General features: G+C 70.7%; 22 protein-coding genes and 1 tRNA gene. 11 read left to right on the forward strand and 12 right to left on the reverse strand.

Annotation, left to right across the window (positions count from 1 at the left end):
- Positions 1–48 precede the first annotated feature (48 nt).
- Both AC1C2S_RS01230 and argS read right to left on the reverse strand, forming a co-directional pair.
- Entirely contained in the window at positions 49–864 is an 816-nt protein-coding gene (locus AC1C2S_RS01230) for an LmeA family phospholipid-binding protein (protein ID WP_495350720.1), read from the reverse strand.
- A 26-nt stretch (positions 865–890) separates the two neighbouring features.
- Positions 891–2,564, reverse strand: a complete 1,674-nt coding sequence (argS, locus tag AC1C2S_RS01235) for an arginine--tRNA ligase (RefSeq protein WP_495350721.1) — start codon at positions 2,562–2,564, stop codon at positions 891–893.
- A 39-nt stretch (positions 2,565–2,603) separates the two neighbouring features.
- On the opposite strand from argS, the gene AC1C2S_RS01240 reads away from it, so the two are divergent.
- The 11 genes from AC1C2S_RS01240 to AC1C2S_RS01290 all read left to right on the forward strand — a co-directional run bounded on the left by AC1C2S_RS01240 (position 2,604) and on the right by AC1C2S_RS01290 (position 12,419).
- The gene (locus tag AC1C2S_RS01240; RefSeq protein WP_495350722.1) at positions 2,604–3,218 is read left to right on the forward strand and encodes an iron ABC transporter ATP-binding protein; all 615 of its coding nucleotides are present in this window, start codon (positions 2,604–2,606) and stop codon (positions 3,216–3,218) included.
- A gap of 17 nt (positions 3,219–3,235) precedes the next feature.
- Positions 3,236–4,417, forward strand: coding sequence for an ROK family protein (locus AC1C2S_RS01245; protein ID WP_495350723.1), 1,182 nt, complete (start codon positions 3,236–3,238; stop codon positions 4,415–4,417).
- Between the two features lie 65 nt (positions 4,418–4,482).
- Positions 4,483–4,555: transfer RNA gene (locus tag AC1C2S_RS01250), tRNA-Arg, on the forward strand.
- A 234-nt stretch (positions 4,556–4,789) separates the two neighbouring features.
- Positions 4,790–5,059: a hypothetical protein gene (locus AC1C2S_RS01255; RefSeq protein ID WP_495350724.1), complete on the forward strand. Its 270-nt coding sequence runs from the start codon at positions 4,790–4,792 to the stop codon at positions 5,057–5,059.
- A gap of 40 nt (positions 5,060–5,099) precedes the next feature.
- Positions 5,100–5,633: a sigma-70 family RNA polymerase sigma factor gene (locus tag AC1C2S_RS01260; protein WP_495350725.1), complete on the forward strand. Its 534-nt coding sequence runs from the start codon at positions 5,100–5,102 to the stop codon at positions 5,631–5,633.
- Entirely contained in the window at positions 5,620–6,399 is a 780-nt protein-coding gene (locus AC1C2S_RS01265) for a hypothetical protein (protein WP_495350726.1), read from the forward strand. The genes AC1C2S_RS01260 and AC1C2S_RS01265 overlap by 14 nt, the downstream gene beginning before the upstream one ends.
- A 188-nt stretch (positions 6,400–6,587) precedes the next feature.
- A complete protein-coding gene (locus tag AC1C2S_RS01270) occupies positions 6,588–8,603 on the forward strand; it encodes a TPM domain-containing protein (RefSeq protein ID WP_495350727.1) in 2,016 nt (671 codons plus the stop codon).
- 102 nt (positions 8,604–8,705) lie between these two features.
- Positions 8,706–9,440, forward strand: a complete 735-nt coding sequence (locus AC1C2S_RS01275) for a PspA/IM30 family protein (RefSeq protein ID WP_495350728.1) — start codon at positions 8,706–8,708, stop codon at positions 9,438–9,440.
- 155 nt (positions 9,441–9,595) lie between these two features.
- Complete coding sequence (locus AC1C2S_RS01280; protein ID WP_495350729.1) at positions 9,596–10,450, forward strand: arginase family protein; 855 nt, start codon at positions 9,596–9,598, stop codon at positions 10,448–10,450.
- An 80-nt stretch (positions 10,451–10,530) separates the two neighbouring features.
- A complete protein-coding gene (locus AC1C2S_RS01285) occupies positions 10,531–12,015 on the forward strand; it encodes a dihydrolipoyl dehydrogenase family protein (protein WP_495350730.1) in 1,485 nt (494 codons plus the stop codon).
- Positions 12,012–12,419 (forward strand): Fe-S oxidoreductase, encoded by a 408-nt coding sequence (locus tag AC1C2S_RS01290; protein ID WP_495350731.1) that lies wholly within the window; start codon positions 12,012–12,014, stop codon positions 12,417–12,419. Before AC1C2S_RS01285 ends, AC1C2S_RS01290 begins: the two co-directional genes overlap by 4 nt.
- On the opposite strand, the gene AC1C2S_RS01295 is transcribed toward AC1C2S_RS01290, so the two are convergent.
- The 10 genes from AC1C2S_RS01295 to AC1C2S_RS01340 all read right to left on the reverse strand — a co-directional run bounded on the left by AC1C2S_RS01295 (position 12,382) and on the right by AC1C2S_RS01340 (position 22,336).
- Positions 12,382–13,302: a siderophore-interacting protein gene (locus AC1C2S_RS01295; protein WP_495350732.1), complete on the reverse strand. Its 921-nt coding sequence runs from the start codon at positions 13,300–13,302 to the stop codon at positions 12,382–12,384. The genes AC1C2S_RS01290 and AC1C2S_RS01295 overlap by 38 nt on opposite strands.
- A gap of 27 nt (positions 13,303–13,329) precedes the next feature.
- The gene (locus AC1C2S_RS01300) at positions 13,330–15,438 is read right to left on the reverse strand and encodes an iron ABC transporter permease (RefSeq protein ID WP_495350733.1); all 2,109 of its coding nucleotides are present in this window, start codon (positions 15,436–15,438) and stop codon (positions 13,330–13,332) included.
- Positions 15,410–16,375 carry an iron-siderophore ABC transporter substrate-binding protein gene (locus tag AC1C2S_RS01305; protein ID WP_495350734.1) on the reverse strand — a complete coding sequence of 322 codons (966 nt, stop codon included), beginning with the start codon at positions 16,373–16,375 and terminating at the stop codon, positions 15,410–15,412. Before AC1C2S_RS01305 ends, AC1C2S_RS01300 begins: the two co-directional genes overlap by 29 nt.
- Positions 16,376–16,456: 81 nt before the next feature.
- A complete protein-coding gene (locus AC1C2S_RS01310; protein ID WP_495350735.1) occupies positions 16,457–17,329 on the reverse strand; it encodes an ABC transporter ATP-binding protein in 873 nt (290 codons plus the stop codon).
- A 75-nt stretch (positions 17,330–17,404) separates the two neighbouring features.
- Positions 17,405–18,829, reverse strand: a complete 1,425-nt coding sequence (locus AC1C2S_RS01315) for an amidase (RefSeq protein ID WP_495350736.1) — start codon at positions 18,827–18,829, stop codon at positions 17,405–17,407.
- A gap of 40 nt (positions 18,830–18,869) precedes the next feature.
- Positions 18,870–19,448, reverse strand: coding sequence for a GNAT family N-acetyltransferase (locus tag AC1C2S_RS01320; protein WP_495350737.1), 579 nt, complete (start codon positions 19,446–19,448; stop codon positions 18,870–18,872).
- A 67-nt stretch (positions 19,449–19,515) separates the two neighbouring features.
- Positions 19,516–20,208, reverse strand: coding sequence for a uracil-DNA glycosylase (locus AC1C2S_RS01325; RefSeq protein WP_495353171.1), 693 nt, complete (start codon positions 20,206–20,208; stop codon positions 19,516–19,518).
- A 54-nt stretch (positions 20,209–20,262) separates the two neighbouring features.
- Positions 20,263–20,787, reverse strand: coding sequence for a phosphoribosyltransferase (locus tag AC1C2S_RS01330; RefSeq protein ID WP_495350738.1), 525 nt, complete (start codon positions 20,785–20,787; stop codon positions 20,263–20,265).
- Positions 20,788–20,852: 65 nt separating this feature from the next.
- A complete protein-coding gene (locus AC1C2S_RS01335) occupies positions 20,853–21,554 on the reverse strand; it encodes a potassium channel family protein (protein WP_495350739.1) in 702 nt (233 codons plus the stop codon).
- Complete coding sequence (locus AC1C2S_RS01340) at positions 21,551–22,336, reverse strand: SDR family NAD(P)-dependent oxidoreductase (RefSeq protein ID WP_495350740.1); 786 nt, start codon at positions 22,334–22,336, stop codon at positions 21,551–21,553. The genes AC1C2S_RS01335 and AC1C2S_RS01340 overlap by 4 nt, the downstream gene beginning before the upstream one ends.
- Between the last annotated feature and the right edge of the window lie 53 nt (positions 22,337–22,389).

The following is a 22,389-nucleotide window of genomic DNA, read 5'->3' on the forward strand; positions in this document are numbered from 1 at the left end:
GCGAGTCTACCGAGGCTCGTATGCCGGGCCGAATCGGAGACGCCGGTGCTAGCCGCAGCTGCCGGTCTGCTCGAGGCTCTCGGCGTCGAGGGTGAGCCCGTCGGCCTGGAGCCCGATGACCGCGGTACCCGGCGTCACCGTGATCGACTCCAGTTGCACACCGGCCGGCAGCCGGTCGGCGACGCACACCTCGAGTGGGTCGCCGCCGAGCAGGCGATCGATCACGCCCGAGACATCGATCGACGCGCCTCCGGCACCGACCTCGACCCCCGCAGGTTTGAGGAGCACCGAGTCGCCGGCCGCGATCGGCGTCGCCGTGATCTGGTAGCTGATCGGCACCCCGAAGAGCTCGAGCTCGCCCTCATATCCGACGGTGCCGTCGCCGAGGGTGAACCCGGCTTGGATGCCGGCGACGGAGACCAGCCGGTTGACCGACTCCTGATCGGCGCTGATCGTCGCCGTCAGGTGTCGCACCGGCGACTCGAAGTCCAGCGGCAGTCCCTCGGCGAGGACCGAGACGTCGATGGGCGCGCCGTCGACGTCCAGTTGCGGCGCCTCGAGCTCGACGCGCTCCATCGTGCCCGTCAGGTATTGGGCGATGACCGAGAACCCGCCGATCGTCACGTCGACGTCGCCCTCGACGCCGTCGGGCAGATTCGACTCGATCTCTTCGGCGACCCGCTGCTCGGCGAGGCTCCGGGCGATGACGTCGGCGATGAGGAACACCGCGATGAGTACCACCAGCACCGCGACCACGACGATCCATGCGCGGGCCGTACGACCGAGCGGGCGTCGGGTGCGCGTGACGGGCCCTCCGAGCGTCGCGGCACCGCTCCAATCGCGGTCGTCGCCGTTGCTGGCCATCTGCGCCTCCGGTTCGGGGTGGTCGGTCACATGCGTTCGGGCGCCGACACTCCGAGCAGATCGAGCCCGTTGCGGAGAACCTGACCCGTCGCATCGTTCAGCCAGAGCCTCGTGTGGTGCAGCTCGCCGATCGGTTCTTCGCCGAGCGGCAGCACCCGGCAGTTGTCGTACCAGCGGTGGTAGAGGCCCGCGAGCTCTTCGATGTAGCGCGCGACGCGGTGCGGCTCACGCAACTCGGCCGCCTGCGCCACGACGCGCGGGAAGTCCTGGAGGGCGCCGAGCAGTGCCGACTCCGTCTCATGGGTCAGCAGCTCGGGCGCGAACGACGAACGGTCGAGACCGATGGATGCCGCGTTGCGGTCGACCGCGCACGTGCGGGCATGCGCGTACTGCACGTAGAAGACGGGGTTGTCGTTCGTGCGGCGCTGCAGGATCTCGGGGTCGATCGTCAGCGGCGAGTCGGCGGGAAAACGCGCCAGCGTGTAACGCAGCGGGTCGGTGCCGAGCCAGGCCTGGAGGTCGTCGTGCTCGATGATGTTGCCCGCACGCTTGGAGAGCCGCGCACCGTTGATCGACACGAGCTGGCCGATGAGCACCTCGATGTCGCGCTCGGGGTCGTCTCCCGCGGCGCCGGCGAGCGCCTTGAGGCGGTGCACGTAGCCGTGGTGGTCGGCGCCGAGCAGGTAGATCTTGTGGTTGAAGCCGCGGTCGCCCTTGTCGAGGTAGTACGCGGCATCGGCGGCGAAGTACGTGTAGACGCCGTTGCTGCGACGGATCACGCGGTCTTTGTCGTCGCCGAAGTCGGTCGTGCGCACCCAAACAGCGTCATCTTCGTCGAAGACGTGGCCCTGGGCGCGAAGCCGCTCGACGGCGGTGTCGATGTCGGAAAGGCCGTCGTCACCCTTCGTCTGCAGTCGACGTTCACTCGTCCACACGTCGAAGTGCACGTTGAAGCGCTCGAGCGAGGCGCGGATCTCGCCGAGCTGCAGCTCGTATGCGATCTCGGTGGCCGCGTGCAGGGCGACTGCGTCATCGAGCTCGAGCAGCTTGGGCTCGCGCTCGAGCACGCGCTTTGCGAGATCGGTGATGTAGCTGCCGGGGTAGCCGCCCTCGGGCGTCGGCTCGCCCTTGGCTGCCGCGAGTATCGAGAGACCGAAGTTCTCCATCTGTTTGCCTGCGTCGTTGATGTAGTACTCGTTGGCGACCTCGGCACCCGCAGCACGCAGCACACGGCCGATCGCGTCGCCGAGCGCCGCCCAGCGGGTGTGACCGATGTGCAATGGGCCGACCGGGTTCGCCGAGACGAACTCGAGGTTGATGACGCTGCCAGCGAGCGAATCGCTGTGCCCGAATGCGGGGCCGGCGTCGACGATCGTCTTCGCGAGCGCACCGGCGGCCGCGGCGTCGAGCCGGATGTTGATGAATCCCGGGCCCGCGACCTCGGCGCTCGCGACTCCCTCGATCGCGGCGAGGCCCGCGGCGAGCTCGGTGGCGATCTGGCGCGGGTTTGTGCCGAGCGGCTTCGCCACCCGCATCGCGATGTTCGAGGCCCAGTCGCCGTGCTCGCGGTTCTTCGGCCGCTCGAGCGCGACGTCGCCGAGGCCGAGCTCGAGCGTCACCTCGTCGCCTGCCGCACGACGTCGCTCGATCAGGGCGAGAACGAGGTCGTGGAGGGCATGGGAAAGATCGGCGGGAGTCACCCGCAAATCCTACCCGTCGCCATTGATAAGGTTCGTCTCATGTCGCGCTCGCTGCACCTGCCCCGCACCCGCCCCACCGCCATCGCGCTCCTTGCCGCGGCATCCGTGATGCTGCTGAGCGGATGCACCGGCGAATCCCCCGAAGCCAGCGAAACCGCCCCGCCTCCTGCGGCGTCGGATACGCCGGTCGCCACCGCCGAGCCGACCGAGACCGCCGAGCCGCTGGTGCCCTTCGAGATCGCGTGCGATGCGTTGCTCACCCCTGATCAGGTGTACGAGTTCAACCCGAACTACGGCGCCGCCCCCGACTTCGCACCCTCCGGCGCCGGTGTCGTCGCCGTGGTCGACGAAGCCGGCACCGCGTGCGGCTGGCTGAACCAGACGAGCGGCGCGCTCATCGAGATCGGGGTCGCGACCCCCCCGTCGGCCACACTCGTCGCCCACAAGAACGATGCCGCGATGGGCTCGAACCCCGTGCCCACCTACGGCACGCCGCCCGAGGTCGAGGGGTACTTCGGTCAGACCGCAGGCAGCGGTCAGGCGCAGATCTTCACCGGCCCGTACTGGATCGTCATCGAGTCCGCCGACCTCTTCGAACCCGGTGATGCGGCCCAACTCGTCACCGCGGTGCTCGGGAACCTTCCCGCCGCCTGACGGCGGCGCCTCTCGCGATGAGATCGGCACAGGGCACACCGTCGTGGCTCGGCGCTGTCAACGACCGCGTCGGCCTCTCTGCCCTGCTCGATCACGGCCCACTCACCCGCAATCGCATCTGTGAACTCGTCGGGGTCTCCAAGCCCACGGCGTCGATGATGATGACCCGGCTGATCGCCGCGGGGGTCGTCGAGGAACGCGGCCAGGTCGCCGGCAACCCCGGTCGCAGTGCCACGCTGTACGCCGCCCGCACCGACCGTCCGCTCGGCGTCGCGATCGCGATCGAGGCCGGAGAACTCCGGGCGTCGGTGGTCGACGCGGCCGGCGGCGAGCACCCGGTGGTGCGCACCGAGCTGTCGCACGACGCGACGAACCGCGATGCCGTGCGCGAGGTCGGCGCCGCGATCCGCGACGCGAGCGCAGCCGCGGGCACCGACCCGGCCGTCGTGCACTCGGTCTGCATCGGCACCGCCGGCTACGTCGACCCGGGCGAAGAGGGCACGCTCTTCAGCGAAACGCTGCCCGGTTGGCCCGCCACCGGGCTGCGCCGCACGGTCGAGGCCGAGCTCGGAGTCGCGGCCTACATCGAGAACGACGTGAACCTCGCCGCGATCGCCGAACGTGATGCAGGGGCGGGCGAAGGTCGAGACGTCTTCGCGCTGCTCTGGCTCGGCAACGGCGTCGGCGCCTCGTTCGACGTGGCCGGCGACCTGCACCGCGGCAGCTTCGGCGGAGCGGGCGAGGTCGGCTTCCTGCCGCTCTCCGCTGCCGCAGCTGCACTCGACTCGCACGCCGTCACGAGTCAAGACCTCGCGGGCGCCGCGGCCGTTCGCCGCATCGCCGCCGCTCATGGCCTCGAGTCGTCCGACCATCGCTCGGCGCTCGAGGCCATCGCGGCGAGTGACGCCCGCGATGCGATCATCGATGAACTCGGCGAGCGCGTCGCCCACATCTCACTGCCGCTGCTCGCGACACTCGATCCTGGCCGGCTCGTGCTCGCCGGGCCCACCGCGATCGTCGGTGGGCAACCGCTCGCAATGGCGGTGGAGCGCGGCATCCGTCGCCTCAGTCGCTGGTACCCCGAGGTCGTCGCGACCCGCATCGACCACGACCCCGTGCTGCACGGCGCGCGTGCGTTCCTGACGGCGAAGGTGCGCGACGACCTGCTCGGCACGGTCGCCCGGCTCAGCCTCTCCTGACCCCGCAGAGTGCCCGCCGACAGGTCGGGACGGGGTGCGCGAAGTGGTAATGTCTCTAGCTGTGCGCCTCCGTAGCTCAGGGGATAGAGCGCCGGTTTCCGGTACCGTAGGTCGGGGGTTCGAATCCCTCCGGGGGCACTTTGGATGGTCTCGAGTTCTCAGAGAATTCACGAGACGCAGCTTGGAACGAAAGCCGCTCGATTCGAGCGGCTTTCCTCGTTCTTCTCTCACTCAGAGCTTCGTCAGCATGATGGGCATACGCGCATACTCACGGCGCACGGCAGGTCACCTGCGACGCAAGCTCGACATCCACGGCGGTCCGTGCGCCATCCACACCGTTCGCGGCGTCGGCTACGTGCTCAGAGCGCCGCGATGACGCTGCGCACGCGGTTGACGGTGCTCGCCGCGGGCGCGGTGACACTCGTGGTCGTCGCTGCCGCCATCGTGGCGTGGCTCCTGGCGCGCGGCGCGATGCTCGACGGGGTCGACGCGGGCCTGATGGATCGCGCGAGCGATCCGGACATCGTCGCCGGCGCCGCCGAAGCGGCCGGCGACGACGACGCAGAAGGGCGATTGCTCTTCCACACCCCTGCGGGCTCATCTCGTCTCGGCCCCAACGAAACCGGCCGCCCCGTCGTCTGAAAAGATGACGGGGGAATCTCCGCCGTCGGGAGGAGCGTGCGTGAACGGGTCGTGGGACGCGGTCGCCGTCGCGCTCGTGCGTGAGCGCGGCGATGCGCTGAGTCGATACGCCTACCTGCTCACGGGCAGCGTCGACGATGCCGCCGACCTCGTGCAGGATGCGCTCGTGCGCACCTTCGGGCGGCCCCGCATGAGCCTCACGCTGCCCCGCGCCGAGGCGTACGTGCGCCGAGCGATCCTGAATGCGGTCATCGACCGATCGCGACGCAACGGCACGTGGCGGCGGGTGCGGCACCTCGCGCTTGCTCCGACCTCGGTGGAGTCCACCGCCGCGGCGAGCGATGAACGCCTCGACCTCGCAGCGCGGGTGCGGCAGTTGGCACCGCGTCAGGCGGCGTGCATCGTGCTGCGCTACTACGACGACCTCACGGTCGACGCCATCGCCACCGTGCTCGGCATCAGCTCGGGTGCGGTCAAGCGATACCTCAGCGACGGGCTGCGGGCGCTCTCCTCCGCGATCGATCCGGCGGGCGAACGCTCCGCACGAACGGGAGGCAGCCATGTCGGCACCTGAACGCGACGAGCTCGGCGAGCGCGTCGACGCAGAGCTGAGGGCGGCAGCGGATGCCGCGGCGCCGCGGCCCATCGACGCCGACGCCGTCGTTTCGACCAGCCGTGCCCGGCGGCGCTCGCGGCGCACGGCGATCGTCGGTGCCGCGGCATCCGGCGTCATCGTGCTCGGCCTCGGCGGCATCGTGCTCAGCGGCGGTTTCGGCGTCTCGACGACGGCCGGCGACTCGGCCGGGGTCGAGGCTCCCGCGGCCGCCACCGCACCGGAGTCGCTCGAGGAGTCGGCGGCGGGCGACGCCCTCGGGCTGGGGTTCGCCTCGCCCGAGTCGCTGAACCGGTGCGGGACGCCGGTCGCTTCGCCGTCGGATGCCGCGGCGACCCCGCTCGCCATCACTGTCACCGTCTCCGAGGTCGTCGCGGCCGGGGCATCCGTCGACGCGATCGTCACCGTGACGAACACGGGCACCGACCCGGTGACCGGTGAGCTGCGGCTCGCCCCGGCCCTCGCCGTCGCGGAGTCGGGCATCACGGTTTGGCACTCGCGCGACGCCGATCCGGCGAGTCGGCCGATCGCACTCGCCCCCGGCGCCTCGATCGAGCTCGTCGGCTCGTTCGACACCCGGCGCTGCTCCCCCGACGACGATTCCGTGTCGGCCGCTGCGCTGCCGCCCGGCGAGTACGGGCTGAGCGCCGTCGTCGGTTTCTCAGACCCGGCGCAGAGTTCGATCGGCAGCCTGGTCTCGCCGTCATCGACGTTCACCGTCGAGTGAGGGCAGCCGCCTCGCACCCGGCGTCGCCCGGCACTCTGGCGCCCGGCGAATACCTGCCTCCCGCGAGGGATCTCGCGACCTCGCTCGGCATCACCTGCACACGGTTCTGCGCGCGACGACGTGGACGAGGCACGCAGCCGCCCCATAGACTCGGATCGTCCGCTCGGGCGGGGGAAAGGCACTGGTGCATGCGCGCAGTACGCAAGTGGTCCGCGGCTCTCGCGATCGTCGCCGGGGCGGTGATCGGAGCAGGCGCGACCGGCATCGCGTGGGCTGAAGACCCCGTCGCATTCGAAGCGGGCTCTCCCGTGGTCGACACCGTCGACGCCCTCGGCGGCGATACCGACGAGGTCGTGGCCGCGCTCGACTCCGCTGCCGACCGCAGCGGTCGGCAGCTCTTCGTCGCCTACGTCAGCACCTTCACGAACCCCGCGACCGCTGCGGCGTGGGCCGACGAAACCGCCATCGCCAACAACCTCGGCGCCGAAGACTACCTGCTCGCGGTCGCCGTCGACGGCGGCGCCTACTACCTCTCGGCGGCCGGCGACGCCGCACTCTCCGACGACGAACTCGACCGCATCAGTCTCGACGTCATCGAGCCGGAGCTCCGCGCCGGCGACTGGGCGGGTGCGGCGATCGCGGGCGCCGACGCCATCGCCGGCGATTCCGGCGGAGGCGGATGGGGCTGGGGACTCGTCTGGTTCATCGTCATCGCCGCGGTCATCGTCGCGATCATCGCGATCGTGCTCGCGCGGCGCAAGAAGAAGCGTGCAGCGGGCGGGGGCGCCGGCAAAGTGCCGCTCCCCTCGATCGACGAGCTGCGCCGTCAGGCCGGCAGCGCCCTCGTGCAGGCCGACGACGCGGTGAAGACGAGCGAAGAGGAACTCGGCTTCGCCGTCGCCTCCTACGGCGAGGCGGCGACCGAGTCGTTCAAGGCCGCCCTCGTCAACGCGAAGGCCAAGCTCGCCGAGGCGTTCGCCCTGCAGCAGCAACTCGACGACGCGACCCCCGACACCGACGAGCAGCGTCGCGAATGGTACGGCGGCATCATCAAGCTGGCCGACGAAGCCGACGCGCTCCTCGACGAGCAGGCCGAGCAGTTCGACGAATTGCGCGCGCTCGAGCGGGACGCGCCCGCGGCACTCGAGCGGGCGGTGGCCGCCGCGACCGAAGCCGAGGCCGCGATTGCACCGGCCGGGCAGCGGCTCGCCGCACTCATCGCGCAGTACGCGGCATCCGCCACCGCGCCCGTGACCGACAATCTCACGCAGGCGCAATCGCGCATCGGGTTCGCTCGCGAGGCGCTCGCGGCCGCGAGCGCGGATCTCGCAGCAGGCAACGCCGCGCAGGCTGCCGTCAGCATCCGAGCCGCCGAAGAGGCCGTCGACCAGACCAAGCTGCTGACGGTCGCCGTCGAACGTCTCGCGGCAGACCTTGCGACCGCAGACAGCACGGTGGCGTCGGGCGTCGACGAGCTCGACCGCGACGTTGCAACGGCACGCGGACTCGCGAACGAGTCGGCGACGGCCGTCGCCGAGCGGGTCGCCGCCGAGGCCGCCGCGATCCGGGCCGCGATCACTGCACCCGGGCGCGACCCCATCGCGTTGCAGGCACGGTTCGAGCAGGCCGACGGTGAGATCGACGCGACCATCCAGAGCGTTCGCGACGCCGCCGAGCAGGCCGCCCGAGCCCAAGCCCAACTCGCCCGGGCCCTCACGACCGCGCGATCCCAGGTGCAGGCGACCGAGGACTACCTCGTCGCGCGGCGCGGCGCGATCGGCGCCGAGGCGCGCACGCGGCTCGCCGAGGCGGGTCGACTGCTCGTCGAGGCCGAAGGAGTCGCGGCGACGGACCCCGCCGCCGCCCTCACCTCTGCGCAACGGGCCGAACGCCTCGCGTCCGAGGCCATGTCGTACGCGCAACGCGACGTCAGCGGGTTCGGCGGCGGCGCGGGCGGCATGAGCGGCTACGGGGGGAACACCGGTGGCGGCAGTTCGGGCGGCGACATCTTCGGCGCGGTGCTCGGCGGCATCCTCATCAATTCGGTCCTCGGCGGCGGCGGCGGCCGAGGCCGAGGAGGCGGCTTCGGAGGCGGAGGCCGCTCCTCGGGCGGCTTCGGCGGAGGCCGGAGCAGCGGCCGCTCGGCGGGCAGTTTCGGCGGCTCCGCGACCCGGTCGCGGCGCGGAAGCGGAGGCCGATTCTGAGCCCCCTGACGCGCCAGAGCGAACCGCGCCAGAGCGAACACTGAGTTCCGACCGACCACGACCGTCACGACCGAACTTCGATCAACCACGAAAGGAACGACCATGGCAAAGCAGTCCATCTTCGGACGGATCTCGCAACTCGTGCGAGCCAACGTCAACAACCTCATCGACCAGGCGGAAGACCCGCAGTTGATGCTCGACCAGATGGTGCGCGACTTCACAAACGCGATCGCCGACGCTGAGGCCGCCATCGCCGAGACGATCGGCAACCTGCGCCTGCTCGAAGACGATCACCGCGAAGACGTCGAGGCGGCCCGTGAATGGGGCGAGAAGGCCGTCGCCGCGAGTCGCAAGGCCGATGAGCTGCGCACTGCCGGCGACGCCTCGGGTGCCGACAAGTTCGACAACCTCGCGAAGGTCGCTCTCAGCCGCCAGATCTCCTCCGAAAACGAGGCGAAGGCGGCCGAGCCGCAGATCGCCGCGCAGACCGAGGTCGTCGACAAGCTGAAGTCGGGCCTCAACGGCATGAAGGAAAAGCTCGTCCAGCTGCAGAACAAGCGCTCCGAGCTCGTAGCGCGCGCGAAGACGGCCCAGGCGCAGAAGCAGGTGCACGATGCCGTCAAGTCGATCGACATCCTCGACCCGACGAGCGACATCGGTCGCTTCGAAGACAAGATCCGCCGCGAGGAAGCCGTGGTTCGCGGCCAGGCCGAGCTCGCCGCGTCGAGCCTCGACGCGCAGTTCAACGAACTCGACGACCTCGGCGAACTCACCGAGGTCGACGCGCGACTCGCGGCTCTGAAGGCCGGCGGCTCCCAGGGCGCGATCGGCGGCTGAATGAGCGACGCCGACCGGTCGAATCCCACGACCTGATCGGCTCCACGACGGCCGTGCCGCGCGAAGGATCGCGTGGCACGGCCGTTCGCATGTCGGTGGCGCTCGACGGGCGACGGCGGGCGCAGATCTCCGTTCAGCGCGAGATACTTGACAGCATGCCCGCTACCTTCGTCGTCGTTCCCCTCTGGCAGGGGTCTGTCTCCTCCCGTGCCATGAGCCATGCAGACGGCGCCGAAGCCGTCCTCGGCGACCTGCCGTCTTCGTCGACGACCGTCGTCGAAGTCCCCGTTGAGGCCGGCGAGGCCCTCGGCACGGGCGTGCTGCGCTACAGCACCCTCGTGCGCGTGCGGGAACGCACAGCCGAGGCCCTCCGCCGGGTGCCCGACTGGGCGCTCACGATCGGCGGCGACTGCGGCGCCTCCCTCGCGTCGGTCGGCCACGCTTCCATGCGCACCGGGGGCGACCTCGCGGTGCTTTGGCTCGACGCGCATCCCGACCTGAACACCCCCGAGTCCTCGCCGTCCGGTGGGTTCGGCGGCATGACCCTGCGAGCCATCGTCGGTGAGGGCGCCGAGGGGCTCGCGTTGGGTCCTGACACTCGTGTCGCTCCCGAGCGGCTCGTACTCGGCGGCGTCCGTGCGATCGACGACGAAGAGCGCCGCTTCATCGACGCACACGGGGTGTCGACGCTCACCGTGGAAGATCTTTCCGACCCCACGGTCGTGATCTCCGCGCTCGAAGCGACCGGGGCGTCGAACGTCTTCGTGCACATCGATCTCGACGTGCTCGATCCCTCGGCGCTCGCCGGGCTCTCCTACCCGATGCCGTTCGGCATCGGCGCCACCGAGCTCGTGGCGCTCGTGCGTGCCGTCGTCGCCCGTTTCCCGCTCGCGGGCGCCGCGATCGCCGGCTTCGCGCCGGCCTCCCCGCAGGCAGCTGACGACGACCTGCCGACGATCCTGCGTCTCGTGGGCGCACTGACTTCCGGCGGAACGGCCGAACAACGCTGATTCCGGATGACCCGGGGCGCCGTTCTGCCTAGGCTTGAGCCAGGCCGCCGGCGAGCGCCGGCACGCCGGAGGGGAACGGGATGGAACGCGAAGTCGACGTCATCGTCATCGGCGGAGGGCCGGTCGGAGAGAACGCGGCGGATCGAGCTCGAGCTGCGGGGCTCGAGGTCGTGCTCGTCGAACGAGAACTCGTGGGCGGCGAATGCTCGTACTGGGCGTGCGTTCCCTCGAAGACGCTGCTCCGAAGCGCCGCCGCGCTGCGCGCCGCACAACGTGTCGGCGGCGCCAGGGAGGCGGTGACCGGGCGCCTCGATGTGTCGGCGGTGCTCGCCCGACGCGACTACTGGGTCTCCGATTGGAGCGACCAGGGCGGTGCCGACTGGCTGGCGAGCGTCGACATCGGCCTCGAGCGCGGCCACGGCCGCCTCGACGGCGAACGTCGCGTCGTCGTGGAGCGCCCCGACGGCACCCGCATCACGCTCCTCGCCCGGCACGCGGTCATCGTGGCGACGGGATCGGACCCCGTCGTGCCACCGATCGAAGGTCTGGCCGAAGCGCTCGCCTGGACGAGCCGCGAGGCCACGAGCGTCACCGATCCGCCCGCACGACTCGCGATCATCGGCGGCGGCGTCGTCGCGGTCGAGATGGCGACCGCATATGCGGGATTCGGCACCGAGGTCACCGTGCTCGCCCGCAGCGGCCTGCTCGGCGGCATGGAACCGTTCGCCGGGGAGGCCGTCGCCGAAGGTCTGCGCGGGCTCGGGGCATCCGTTCGCCTCGGTGTGCAGCCCTCGCGGGTCGAGCGCAACGACTCCGGTGAGGTCGTCATCACCCTCGTCGACGGCGCCGTCGTGACGGCCGACGAAGTGCTCGTCGCCACCGGTCGCAAGCCGCGCACCGAGCAGCTCGGCCTCGAGACCGTCGGCCTCGAACCCGGCGCCTGGGTCGCCGTCGACGACACGATGCTCGCGGGCGGCGCGACCGGTAACGACGATGCACCATGGCTCTACGCCGTGGGCGACATCAATCATCGGGCTCTGCTGACCCATCAGGGCAAGTACCAGGCGCGCGCAGCCGGCGACCTCATCGCGGCGCGCGCGCTCGCGCGGGAGCAGCAGACCGGGCCATGGGGCGCGCACGTCGCGACCGCAGACCACTCCGCCGTGCCGCAGGTCGTGTTCGCGGAACCCGAGTGCGTCTCGGTCGGGTTCACGCTCGCCGCCGCCGAGCGCCAGGGCCTGCGTGTGCGCGTCGCCGACGTCTCGTTCGCCTCCGTCAGCGGTGCCGGCATCCTCGCCGACGACTACCAAGGCCAGGCACGACTCGTCGTCGACGCCCAGCGCAACACGGTGGTCGGCGCGACCTTCGTCGGTCAAGACGTCGCCGAGCTGCTGCAGTCGGCGACCATCGCGATCGTCGGCGAGGTGCCGATCGACCGGCTCTGGCACGCGGTGCCGGCTTTTCCGACGATGAGTGAGGTCTGGTTGCGATTGCTCGAAGCGCTCGGGAGGCCGGCGGCTGCGGATGCCGCGGAGTCGACCGACGCACCGGCGGCGGTCGCGTGAGCGAGCCCACCCTCCGCATCAGCCTCACGAGCTCCCCGATCAGCCGCCTCGGCTACTGGTGGGCGACCGCCGTCGGCTTCACCTGGGGCTTCATCTGGAGCACGGGGCCGATCGAGCGACGCAAGGGACTCATCGTCTTCACCGGCATGCCGAAGTGGACCTTCCGCCGCGGCGGTTCGTGTGTCGGCGGCTGCTATCTCACCAACCGCAACGCCGGCGACCGCGTGCTCGGGCATGAGGCGGTGCACAAGGAGCAGTGGCTGAAGTACGGCATGCTCTTTCCGCTGCTCTACTTCATCGCCGGGCGAGACCCACTGAAGAACCGGTTCGAGATCGAAGCCGGGCTCGAGGCGGGCGGCTACCTGCCTACCCCTCGGCGCGGCCGAGCTTCCAATACCCCATGAAGGCGACGCGGCGTCGGTCGACACCGAGTCCCTTGACGAGATGCCGCCGAAGGGTGGTGATCGCCGAGGCCTCGCCAGCGAGCCAGGCGTAGAGTCCGCCGTCGTCGGCCGCTTCCGGCACCTCCCACAAGAGGTCCTCCTCGCCGAGCGATGGCAATTCCCGAATCGCGGCAGGCGCGGCGGCGGGTACGGCCGCCGCCGCGGGGTCGGCAGCCACCCACGCGTCGGCCCATTCCGTGACCGCCTGCACGAGGCGAGCGCCGAACCCGACGCTCGCCTCGCCGCGCGGGAGCCAGTTCACCTCGACGCCGGCCGGAGCCCGGAGCTCCAGCGCGTCGCCGGCCTCGGGCACCTCGAGGAAGACCGCCCCGCGCGCATCGGCCGGCAGTTGCTCGAGAATCGTGCCGACCGCAGGAACGGCGGTCTCGTCGCCGACGATGAGCAACGTGCGGGCGGCGCCCGGGTGCCACTCCCAACCACCCGACTCCTCGTCGCTCGTGGCGTCGGGCGCAACGATGAGCATGCGGTCGCCGGGTTGCGCGCCCGCGATCCAACGGGATGCCGGACCGCTGTCACCGTGGGCGACGAAGTCGACGTCGAGTTCGCCCGCTTCGGGACGGGCCGCGCGGATCGTGTACGTGCGGATCGGGTTGCGCCGCTCCTCGGGCAACGCCCGCCACGCGGCGTACCAGTCGGCCTCGATCGGCACCTCATCGAATCCGCTCGCCACGAGGGGCAGCACGACCTTGATGCGTTGATCGGGGCCGTCCCAACCGACCTCCCGGAGGTCGTCGGAGCGGAACGTCACACGCACGAAGTGCGGCGACATCCGCCTGATCTCACCGACTTTCGTGTCGAACACGCGGTATCCGGGCTTGGCCATGGAACGTCTCTCTCTGGTGGGAACGGATCAGGCGGTGCGGCGCGAACGCCACAGCAGCCAGACGAAGTAGGGGGCGCCGACGATCGCCGTCAGCAGGCCGGCGGGCAGTTGGGCGGGGGCGATGAGCGTGCGGCCGAGAGTATCGGCGACGCACACGAGCAGCGCGCCGAGCAGTGCCGCGAGGGGCAGCACGAGGGCGTGACGCGAGCCCACGAGCGCCCGCGCCGCGTGCGGCGCGACGAGCCCGACGAAGCCGATGACGCCGACCGCCGCGACCGCCGTCGCCGCAAGTACGACGCTGACCGCGAGCAGACCGAGGCGTGCAGAACCGAGCCGCACGCCGAGAACGCGCGGCGTGTCGTCGTCGAAGGCCAGCAGGTCGAGCTCACGGCGGGCCGAGGCGAGCAGCGGCACCGAAGCGAGGATCACGAGCGCGAGCGGAATCAACTGCGGGAACGTTCGCCCGTACGTCGAGCCCGACAACCAGGTCAGTGCCTTGGCCCCGTTGTACGGGTCGGTCGCGATGATGAGCATCGAGGTGACGGCGCCCGCGGCTGCGGAGACGCCCAGCCCGATCAGGATGAGCCGCGTCGATGCGAGGCCGCCACGCATCGCGAGTCCGAAGACGATGAGGGCGGCGAGCGCCGCCCCGGCGAGGCCGCCGACCGTCACTCCGAGGAACGTCGCGAACGGCCAGAAGGTGATCACGACCACTGCGCCGACGCCCGCTCCCCCGGTGACGCCGAGGATCGCGGGTTCGGCGAGCGGGTTTCGCGAGACGGCCTGCACGACCGTACCCGCGAGCGCGAGCGCGGCGCCGGCGAGGATCGCCGCGGCGACGCGGGGAGCGCGGGTGTTCATCACGAACTCGACGAGCGGCCCGGCTTGGCCGGTGATCCAGTTGAGCACGTCGCCGCCGAGGAGCTTCGCGTCACCGAGCAGGAGCGATACGAAGGCGAGCGCGAGGAGCAGCACTGCGGATGCCGCGATCACGAGCCCTCGACCACGCCGCGAGAGTCCGGCGCCGATCACGAAGCCGGTGCCGCTGTCCGACGATGCCCGAGCCCGCATCGCGAGCGCGATGAGGAAGACCGCGCCGAAGATCGTGGTGACGACGCCCGTCGGAACCTCCACTGCGGCCTGGCCGCCGAATGCGAGTCGCAGCAGCACATCTGCACCGAGCACGACGATGACGCCCATCAGGGCGGCAGCGGGGATGAGCAGCACGTGCCGTTGCATGCCGGGCACCCGCACGGCGATGAGCCGAACGATCGCGGGTGCCGCGAGACCCACGAAGCCGATCGGCCCCGCGACGGTGACGGCGGCGGCCGAGAGCAGCACCGCGATCAGGATGCCGATGAGCCGCGTGCGACGCACCCGAACGCCGAGCACCGTGGCGGTGTCATCGCCGAGGGCGATGAGGTCGAACTGGCGGGCGAACAGAAAGAGGGCGGCGACGGCCAGCAGCACGACGGGTCCGAGTTGCAGCATCGGCCCCATGCTCGTCTGGGCGAGGTTGCCGTTGCCCCAGGAGTAGAGCCCCTCGGTGCGTTCGGGGTAGAGCAGGATCAGCATCGTGGTGAGCGCCATGAGCGCCAGCGCGATGGCCGATCCGGCGAGGACGAGGCGCACCGTGCCCCCGCCGCGCCCACCGCCAGCCGAGAGCGCGAGCACGAGACCGGCCGCCGCGAGACCGCCGATGAAGGCGACGACCCCGCCGCCGACAACCGGCACCACGATGCCGAACGCTGCCACCGCGACGACGGCGAGATACGATCCGGCGTTCACCGCGAGGGTATCGGGCGAGGCGAGCACATTGCGCGAGACGCTCTGCATCACGAGCCCCGCGACACCGAGCGCGACGCCCACCAGTACGCCGGCGGCGAGCCGAGGCATCCGCGAGGCGACGAGCACGGCTGCCGACTGATCGTCGGAACCGCCTCCGAGCAGTCCGAGCAGCTCAGGCAGCCCGACGCTCGCGGAGCCCTGCGTGACATGCACCGCCGCGAGCAGCGTCGCGATGACGAGGCCGAGTGCGAGCAGGAGCACCGCGCCGAGGCGGGGCCGTGCGGCCCCGCCCGGCGCGGGATTCAGCGCTGCGGCCTCGTCAGCCGGCAAGAGTGGCGACGACGGCATCGATGTAGTCGTTCATCGACGAGGGGCCGCCGAACATCCAGACGCCGTCGGGCAGGCGGTGCACCTTGCCGCTCTGCACGAAGGGCAGCGACTGCCACACTGCGTTGCCGACGAGCTCATTCTGGTACGGGTCGATGTCTCCGTTGGCGATGTAGAGGAACTCCACGTCGCCGACGCCGGTCAGGCCCTCGACGTCGGTGGTACCGAGGCCGTAGTCGGCGTCACCCTCGCCGGTCCAGGCGTTCTCGAGACCGAGTTCCTCGGCGACGGCGGTGAGCAGCGCCCCCTCGGCGAACGGGCGGATCGAGACCTGACCGCCGCTGGGCCAGGCATCGCTCATCATGAACGGGGCGCCGGCGAGACCGGCGTCGGCGAGCGCCGCCGTGCCCTCTGCGAGCTTCTCCTGGAAGCCGGCGAGCACCTCTTCACCCTCGGCCTCCTGACCGGTGGCGATGGCGATGCGTTCGAGGTTCTTCTCCATCTGCCCGATGGGGTTCGAGGCGTCGGCGCCGCGCACCACGAGTACGGGCGCGAACTCCTCGATCTGGGCGATGACCGACTCCGACAGGTCGCTGGTGGTCAGCACGAGGTCGGGCGCGAGGCCCGCGATGGCGTCGACCGAGGGCTCGCCGCGCATTCCGACATCCGTCACGCCCTCATCGAGGGGCTCCGACTTGACCCAGTCGCCATAGCCCTCGACATCGGCGACGCCGACGGGCATGACGCCGAGCGCGACGAGGTTCTCCGCGGTGTTCCACTCGAGCGCGACGATCTTCTCGGCCGGTGCCGCCAGTTCGATGTTCTCGCCGCGGTCATCGGTGATGACGATCGCGGCCTCGCCGCTCGCCTCACCGGCGTTCTCGGTGGTGCCGCAGCCGGTGAGCAGCAGCACGGATGCCGCGGCAATGGCGGTCAGGGCGATGGTCGGCCGATTCACGGCAGCTCTTCTCATGGTGTCCTTCGATGGGCGCGCGGGCATGAGGCTCCCACGCGCGGGGGTGGAGGGGTCGAGCCGGCGCTAGGCGACGGCGAGTCGTTCGACGCGTTGACGGGTGTTGTACCGGCCGATGGGGCACGTTGTGATGCAGCCCCGGTCGTCGACCTCGACGTCGACGCGGATGCCGTAGGCCGAGCTGAGCACGTCGGAGACGAGCACCTGTGCGGGCGTGCCGACAGCACGGATGCGACCGGATTCGAGCAGCACGACGCGGTCGGCGACGGCAGCAGCCTGGTCGAGGTCGTGGAGCACGACGCCGATGGTCACGCCGTGCTCGTCGGCGAGTTCGCGGATGAGGTCGAGGAGTTCGACCTGGTAGCGCAGGTCGAGGTAGGTGGTCGGCTCGTCGAGCAGGAGCACGCCGGTGTCTTGCGCGAGGCAGGAGGCGAGCCAGACACGCTGCATCTGCCCGCCCGAGAGCTGGTCGACGGGCTGGTCGGCGAATGCGGTGACGCCCGTGAGTTTCATGGCCCGGGCGACGATCTCGCCGCCCCCGGCGTCTCCGGCGATCCAGCGGCCGCGGTGCGGGTGACGCCCGAACTCCACGAGCTCGCGCACGGTGATGCCGCCCGGTGTGGGGCGGCTCTGGGCGAGCATCGTCACTCGGCGCGCGAAGTCGCGACCGTTCAACGTGGCGGCATCGACGCCGTGCTCCAGAAGGTCGGCGGGTTCGGCGTCGAGCGCGCCCGCGCTGATCGTGTGGCCGTTGTCGGCGGCGAGCAGCACCCGGCCGGCATCGGGCTGGTGCAGGCGGGCGAGCGCTCGCAGGAGCGTCGACTTGCCGCTGCCGTTCGGGCCGACGAGCGCGGTGACCTTGCCCGGTTCGAGGTGGATCTCCGCACCGTGCACGACTGGGGCACCGTTGTACGAGAGGGTGAGGTCGTGACCGAGCATGATTCCCACTATAGGTGAGGCTTACCTAAGTACGTCAACCTCTGTCGCATACTCGGCGGAGTCACATCCGAAAGTTCACCAGATCGACGGGTACCGCTCCGTGCGTCGTACCCGTCGCTCGAGCTGTGCGGCGAGCGCGAACAGCGTCGCCTCGCCGCCCGGGCGGCCGATCAGTTGCACTCCCATCGGCACCCCGGTCTCGGTCTCCGACACGGGCACCGTGATCGCCGGGAGTCCGGCGACGTTCACGAAGGAGGTGAACGGGGTGAACTGCACCTGCTGCGCGAAATTGAGTTCGCCGTCATCGGGGTCGTACCAACCGACCGGCCTGGGCGTCATGGCGAGCGCCGGGGTGAGCACCGCGTCGAACGACGAGAACCGTCGGATGACGCGCTCTTCGAACCTGGTCAGCCACGCAAGCGCCTCGGCGAGTCGACGCGCCGGTACTGCGCGGCCACGCAGCAGCAGCCAGCGCGTCAGCGGTTCGAGGAGCGCCTCTGGATCGCCGTCGACGGGAATCGTGGCGGCACCCGCCTGCCAGATCGTGCGGAACGCTTCCGCATACTCGGGCTCGGGAGCCGGCGCCATCGCCTCGACGCCGTGGCCGAGGCCGTCGAGCACCTCGATGCCGAGTTCCAATGCCGCCCGGGCTTCCGGTGCCAGGCCGATCTCGTACGACTCATCCCATGGCGAATCGGTCATCACTCCGATTTGGAAGCGCCCCTCGCCACGGATCGCGGCGCCGAGGTACGGCCCGTCGTCGCCGGGCGCCCGCACCGCGTAGCGATGCGCCGCGGGATACCCGGTCGGGGCGATCAGGCCGTCGAGGAGGAGGGCGGCGTCGGCGACGGTGCGCGCGATCGGGCCGGCCACGCCGAGCCCCGCGAGACTCGTGAGCCCAGACCCAGCCGGAACCCGCCCACGCGACGGCTTCACCCCGACGAGACCGCAGGATGCCGCGGGGATGCGGATCGACCCGCCGCCGTCGGAGCCCGGCGCGAACGGCAGCATTCCGGATGCCACGGCCGCCGCCGCTCCCCCGCTCGAGCCCCCCGCGCCGAGCGAGAGCCGCCATGGGTTGCGTGCCGGCGCCGTGCCGACGCCCTCGGTGTACGAGGGCAGCCCGAACTCGGGCGTCTGGGACTTGCCGAGACTCACGGCACCGGCCGCATCGACGGCCTGAACGAGCTCATCGGAGATGTCGGGCACGAAGTCGGCGAAGACCCGCGACCCGAACCGCGCGGGCACCCCCGCCCGCAGGTGCAGGTCCTTGTCGGCGAGCGGCAGCCCCCAGAGCGGCGCGGCCTTCGGCACCTCGGCTTCGACCCGTCGCGCCCGCTCGAGTGCTGCCTCGGGCGTCACGGTCGCGAACGCGCCCACCTCGGGGTTCAGCCGCTCGATGCGGCCGAGGTAGTGCTCGGCGAGTTCGACGGGCGAGATCTCACCTCGTTGCAACAACTGGTGGAGTTCGAGAGCCGTGTGATCGTGCAGCGCCGTCATTCCTCGAGCCTACGACGATGCGCCGCGCGCCATCCGACGCCTATTTCAATGTCTTCTGCATCAGCACGGTGCCGAGCCAGCGCTCGAACTTGAAGCCGACGCGGCCCATGCGCCCGATCTCGTCGAAGCCGAACTTCTCGTGCAGGGCGATCGACGCCTCGGCGCCCTGATCGGCGATGACGGCGATCATCTCTTTGAGACCGGCCTCCTTCGAACGCTCGATGAGGGCGGCGAGCAGCACTCGGCCGAGCCCCTTGCCGGATGCAGCGGGGCCGAGGTAGATCGAGTTCTCGACCGTGTAGCGGTACGCGCGTTTCTGCCTCCACGGCGAGACGAGGGCGTAGCCGAGCAGCTGGCCGCTGGGCGACTCGGCGACGAGGAACGGCATGCCCAGCTTCGACAGGTAGGCGAACTTCGCCTTCCACTCCTTCAGCGTCATGGCGTCTTCGTCGAAGGTCACGGTCGAATTGGCGACGTAGTAGTTGTAGATCTCGCGCACCGCCGGCAGGTCGGCGGCCCGCGCGTCGCGGAGCGTGTGCTCGAAGGGCGCCTCGGTCGGCGGCGGGGTGCGAAGGTGGGGCGGCAGTACGCGACGCTCCTGGTATTCCTCTTCGAGCATGCCGCCAAGAATACTCTCGCCGTGTTGCCGTCGAGTTACGCGGCCGAACGCCTGCGCGGGCGCCTGTTCAGGCGGGCAGGCTCCAGTCGACGGGCGCGGAGCCTTGCGCCTCGAGCAGCGCGTTCGCCCGGCTGAACGGTTTGGAACCGAAGAATCCGCGCGAGGCCGAGAGCGGACTCGGGTGCACCGATTCGATCACCGGCGTGTCACCGAGCAGCGGCTTGAGGTTCTGCGCGTCCCGCCCCCAGAGGATCGCCACAAGCGGCGTGCCCCGCGCCACGAGCGTGCGGATCGCATGTTCGGTGACCGCTTCCCACCCCTTGCCGCGATGCGAGGCCGGGGCGCCGGGGCGCACGGTGAGCACTCGGTTGAGCAGCATCACGCCGTTCGCGCTCCAGTGGGTGAGGTCGCCGTGCGGCGGCGGCGCGACACCGAGGTCGTCGGCGAGCTCGCGGTAGATGTTCTGGAGGCTGCGCGGCACCGGCCGAACGTGCGGGTCGACGGCGAACGAGAGCCCGATCGGATGCCCCGGCGTGGGGTACGGGTCCTGACCGACGATGAGCACCCGCACGTCGGCGAGCGGTGCGCCGAATGCGCGCAGCACCCGGTCGCCCGCCGGCAGGTAGCCGCGGCCGGCCGCGGTCTCGGCGCGCAGGAAGTCGCCGAGCTCGGCGATCTTCGGCGCCACCGGTGCGAGGGCGGTGGCCCACTCGGGGTCGATGAGCCCGGTCGAGGCGAGTTCGTCGAGCGCCATCGCCATGTCAGGCACCGGCCATGTCGCGGTTCGGTCGTGGCGCCGGGGTCGAATGGGCGGTCACGCCGCCCCGACCCGGGCCTCGACGGGCGGCAGAGCCGACCACGGGAAGACGATCCAGCCGTCGGTGCGGCGGTAGTCGAAATCGGGTGCGAGCACGGTGTGCGACTTCGTGTAGAGCGTCGCGGTGCGCACATCGGCGCCTTCGTCGCTGAGCAGGCCGAGCACCTTGGCGAGCGTACGGCCCGAGTCGGAGACGTCATCGACGAGCAGCACCCGCTTGCCGCCGAGGGCGGGCGCATCGAGCATCGGCGGGTGCAGCACCGGCTCGGGCAGGCGCTCGTCGATACCGGTGTAGAACTCGACGTTGATCGAGCCGCACGCCTTCGTGCCGAGCGCGTACGAGATCGCCCCCGCGAGCAGCAGTCCGCCCCGTGCGATCGCGATCACGACGTCGGGTTGGAAGCCCGAGCGCAGCACGTCGCCGGCGAGCGATCGCGCTGCGTCGCCGAACTCGTCCCAGGTGAGGATCTCACGTTGCACAGCGTCGATTCCGTGCGCGGCGTCATTGGCATCGAAGGTCATGCCTTCAGCGTATCCGCCGCGCAGCCGTGCCGAAGGGCGAGCGGATGCCGCGGCATCCGCTCGCCTCAGGCCTCGCCTTCGGCCGGGGGCTCGTCATCGTGGTGGTGCGCCTCGCGAGCCTGCCCGACACGCTCGTTGATGAGCGAGATGATCGTCGCCGATGCGGTGCCGACGATCGCGACGCCGCCCGCCATGAGGAACACGGCGTAGAACCGGCCTTCGGTGGTGATCGGGTACATGTCGCCGTAGCCGACCGTGGCGACGGTGACGACGGCCCACCAGATCGCATCGCCGAACGTCGTGATCGTCGCGCCGGGCGCGTTCCGCTCGGCCTGCAAGGTCGCGAGGGCGATGAAGTACACGAACACGACGGCGTAGCTGGCGGCGTAGATGATGATGTTGGTACGCACCGCGGCTCCGCTGCGACGCTGCAGGTACGGCACCTGGCGCAGGAGGGTGAGCACGCGGAACGCCCGGAACACGGGGACGATGGCTGAAAGGACATCGATCGGGTGAGTCCGCAGGAATGCCCAGCGCCCGCCGCGCGGTGTCAACACGACGCGCACGACGATGTCACCGACGAATACGATCCACGTGACGAGGAGCATCCAGAACAGCAGCGCATCGGGGCCCCGAGGGATCCAGGGCGTCAGCACGTAGACCGAGTACGCGACGATGAAGAGCACGCCGAGCACGACGAGCAGCACCGTGGTGCGACGCTCCCACGCGAGTCGGCGCGGGGCGGGCGGCTCCGGCTTGGGCGTCATGACGATTCTCCGCGCACGACCAGTGGACCCTTCGTGAGCCGGTACGGCGCCGCCTGCGCAACAGGTTTCACGATGATGAGGTCGAGGTCGACGTGTCGCGGTTTCATCACGGCGTCGGCGATGACCGCGGCGATGTCGTCGGCGACGAGTGGTTCGGGAACGTCGTCGTAGACGGCATCGGCCCTCGCGCGATCGCCGCCGAAGCGCACGAGCGCGAACTCGTCGGTCCTCACCATGCCGGGAGCGACCTCGATGACCCGCAGCGGCTCGCCGTTCAGTTCGAGCCGCAGCACCTCGGTGAGCGCGTGCGCGGCGAACTTCGCGGCGTTGTACCCGCCGCCGCCGACGTAGGCGGTGTGTCCGGCGATCGAGGTGACGTTGACGATGTCGGCGACGCCGCGCTCGATGGCGCCCTTCCGCAGCAGCGGAAGCAGTGCGCTCGTCACCCGTTTCAGGGCGAGCACGTTGACCTCGAACATCCAGGCCCAGTCGTCGATCTCGGAGGCCTCAACGGAGTCGAGCCCCTTGGCGCCGCCCGCGTTGTTGACGAGGGCGTGCACCGGGCCGGTCGCGGCGAGGCGGTCGCGGAGGCGGTCGACGTCCGCTTGCTTCGTGAGGTCGGCCACGACGACGGATGCCCCGGTCTCGGCTTCGAGCGCCCGCAGCCGGTCTTCCCGGCGGGCGACACCGACGACGCCCCACCCGGCGGCGCGGAACGCGCGCACCGTCGCCTCCCCGATGCCCGAACTCGCTCCCGTGACGACGACCCGCAGTTCACTCATGCGCCCATTCTGCCGTGCCCGCTCGCGTTCCTTCAGCTGTGCCCGCCCGCGTT

The sequence above is a fragment of the Agromyces sp. Y782 genome (genome assembly GCF_059445405.1).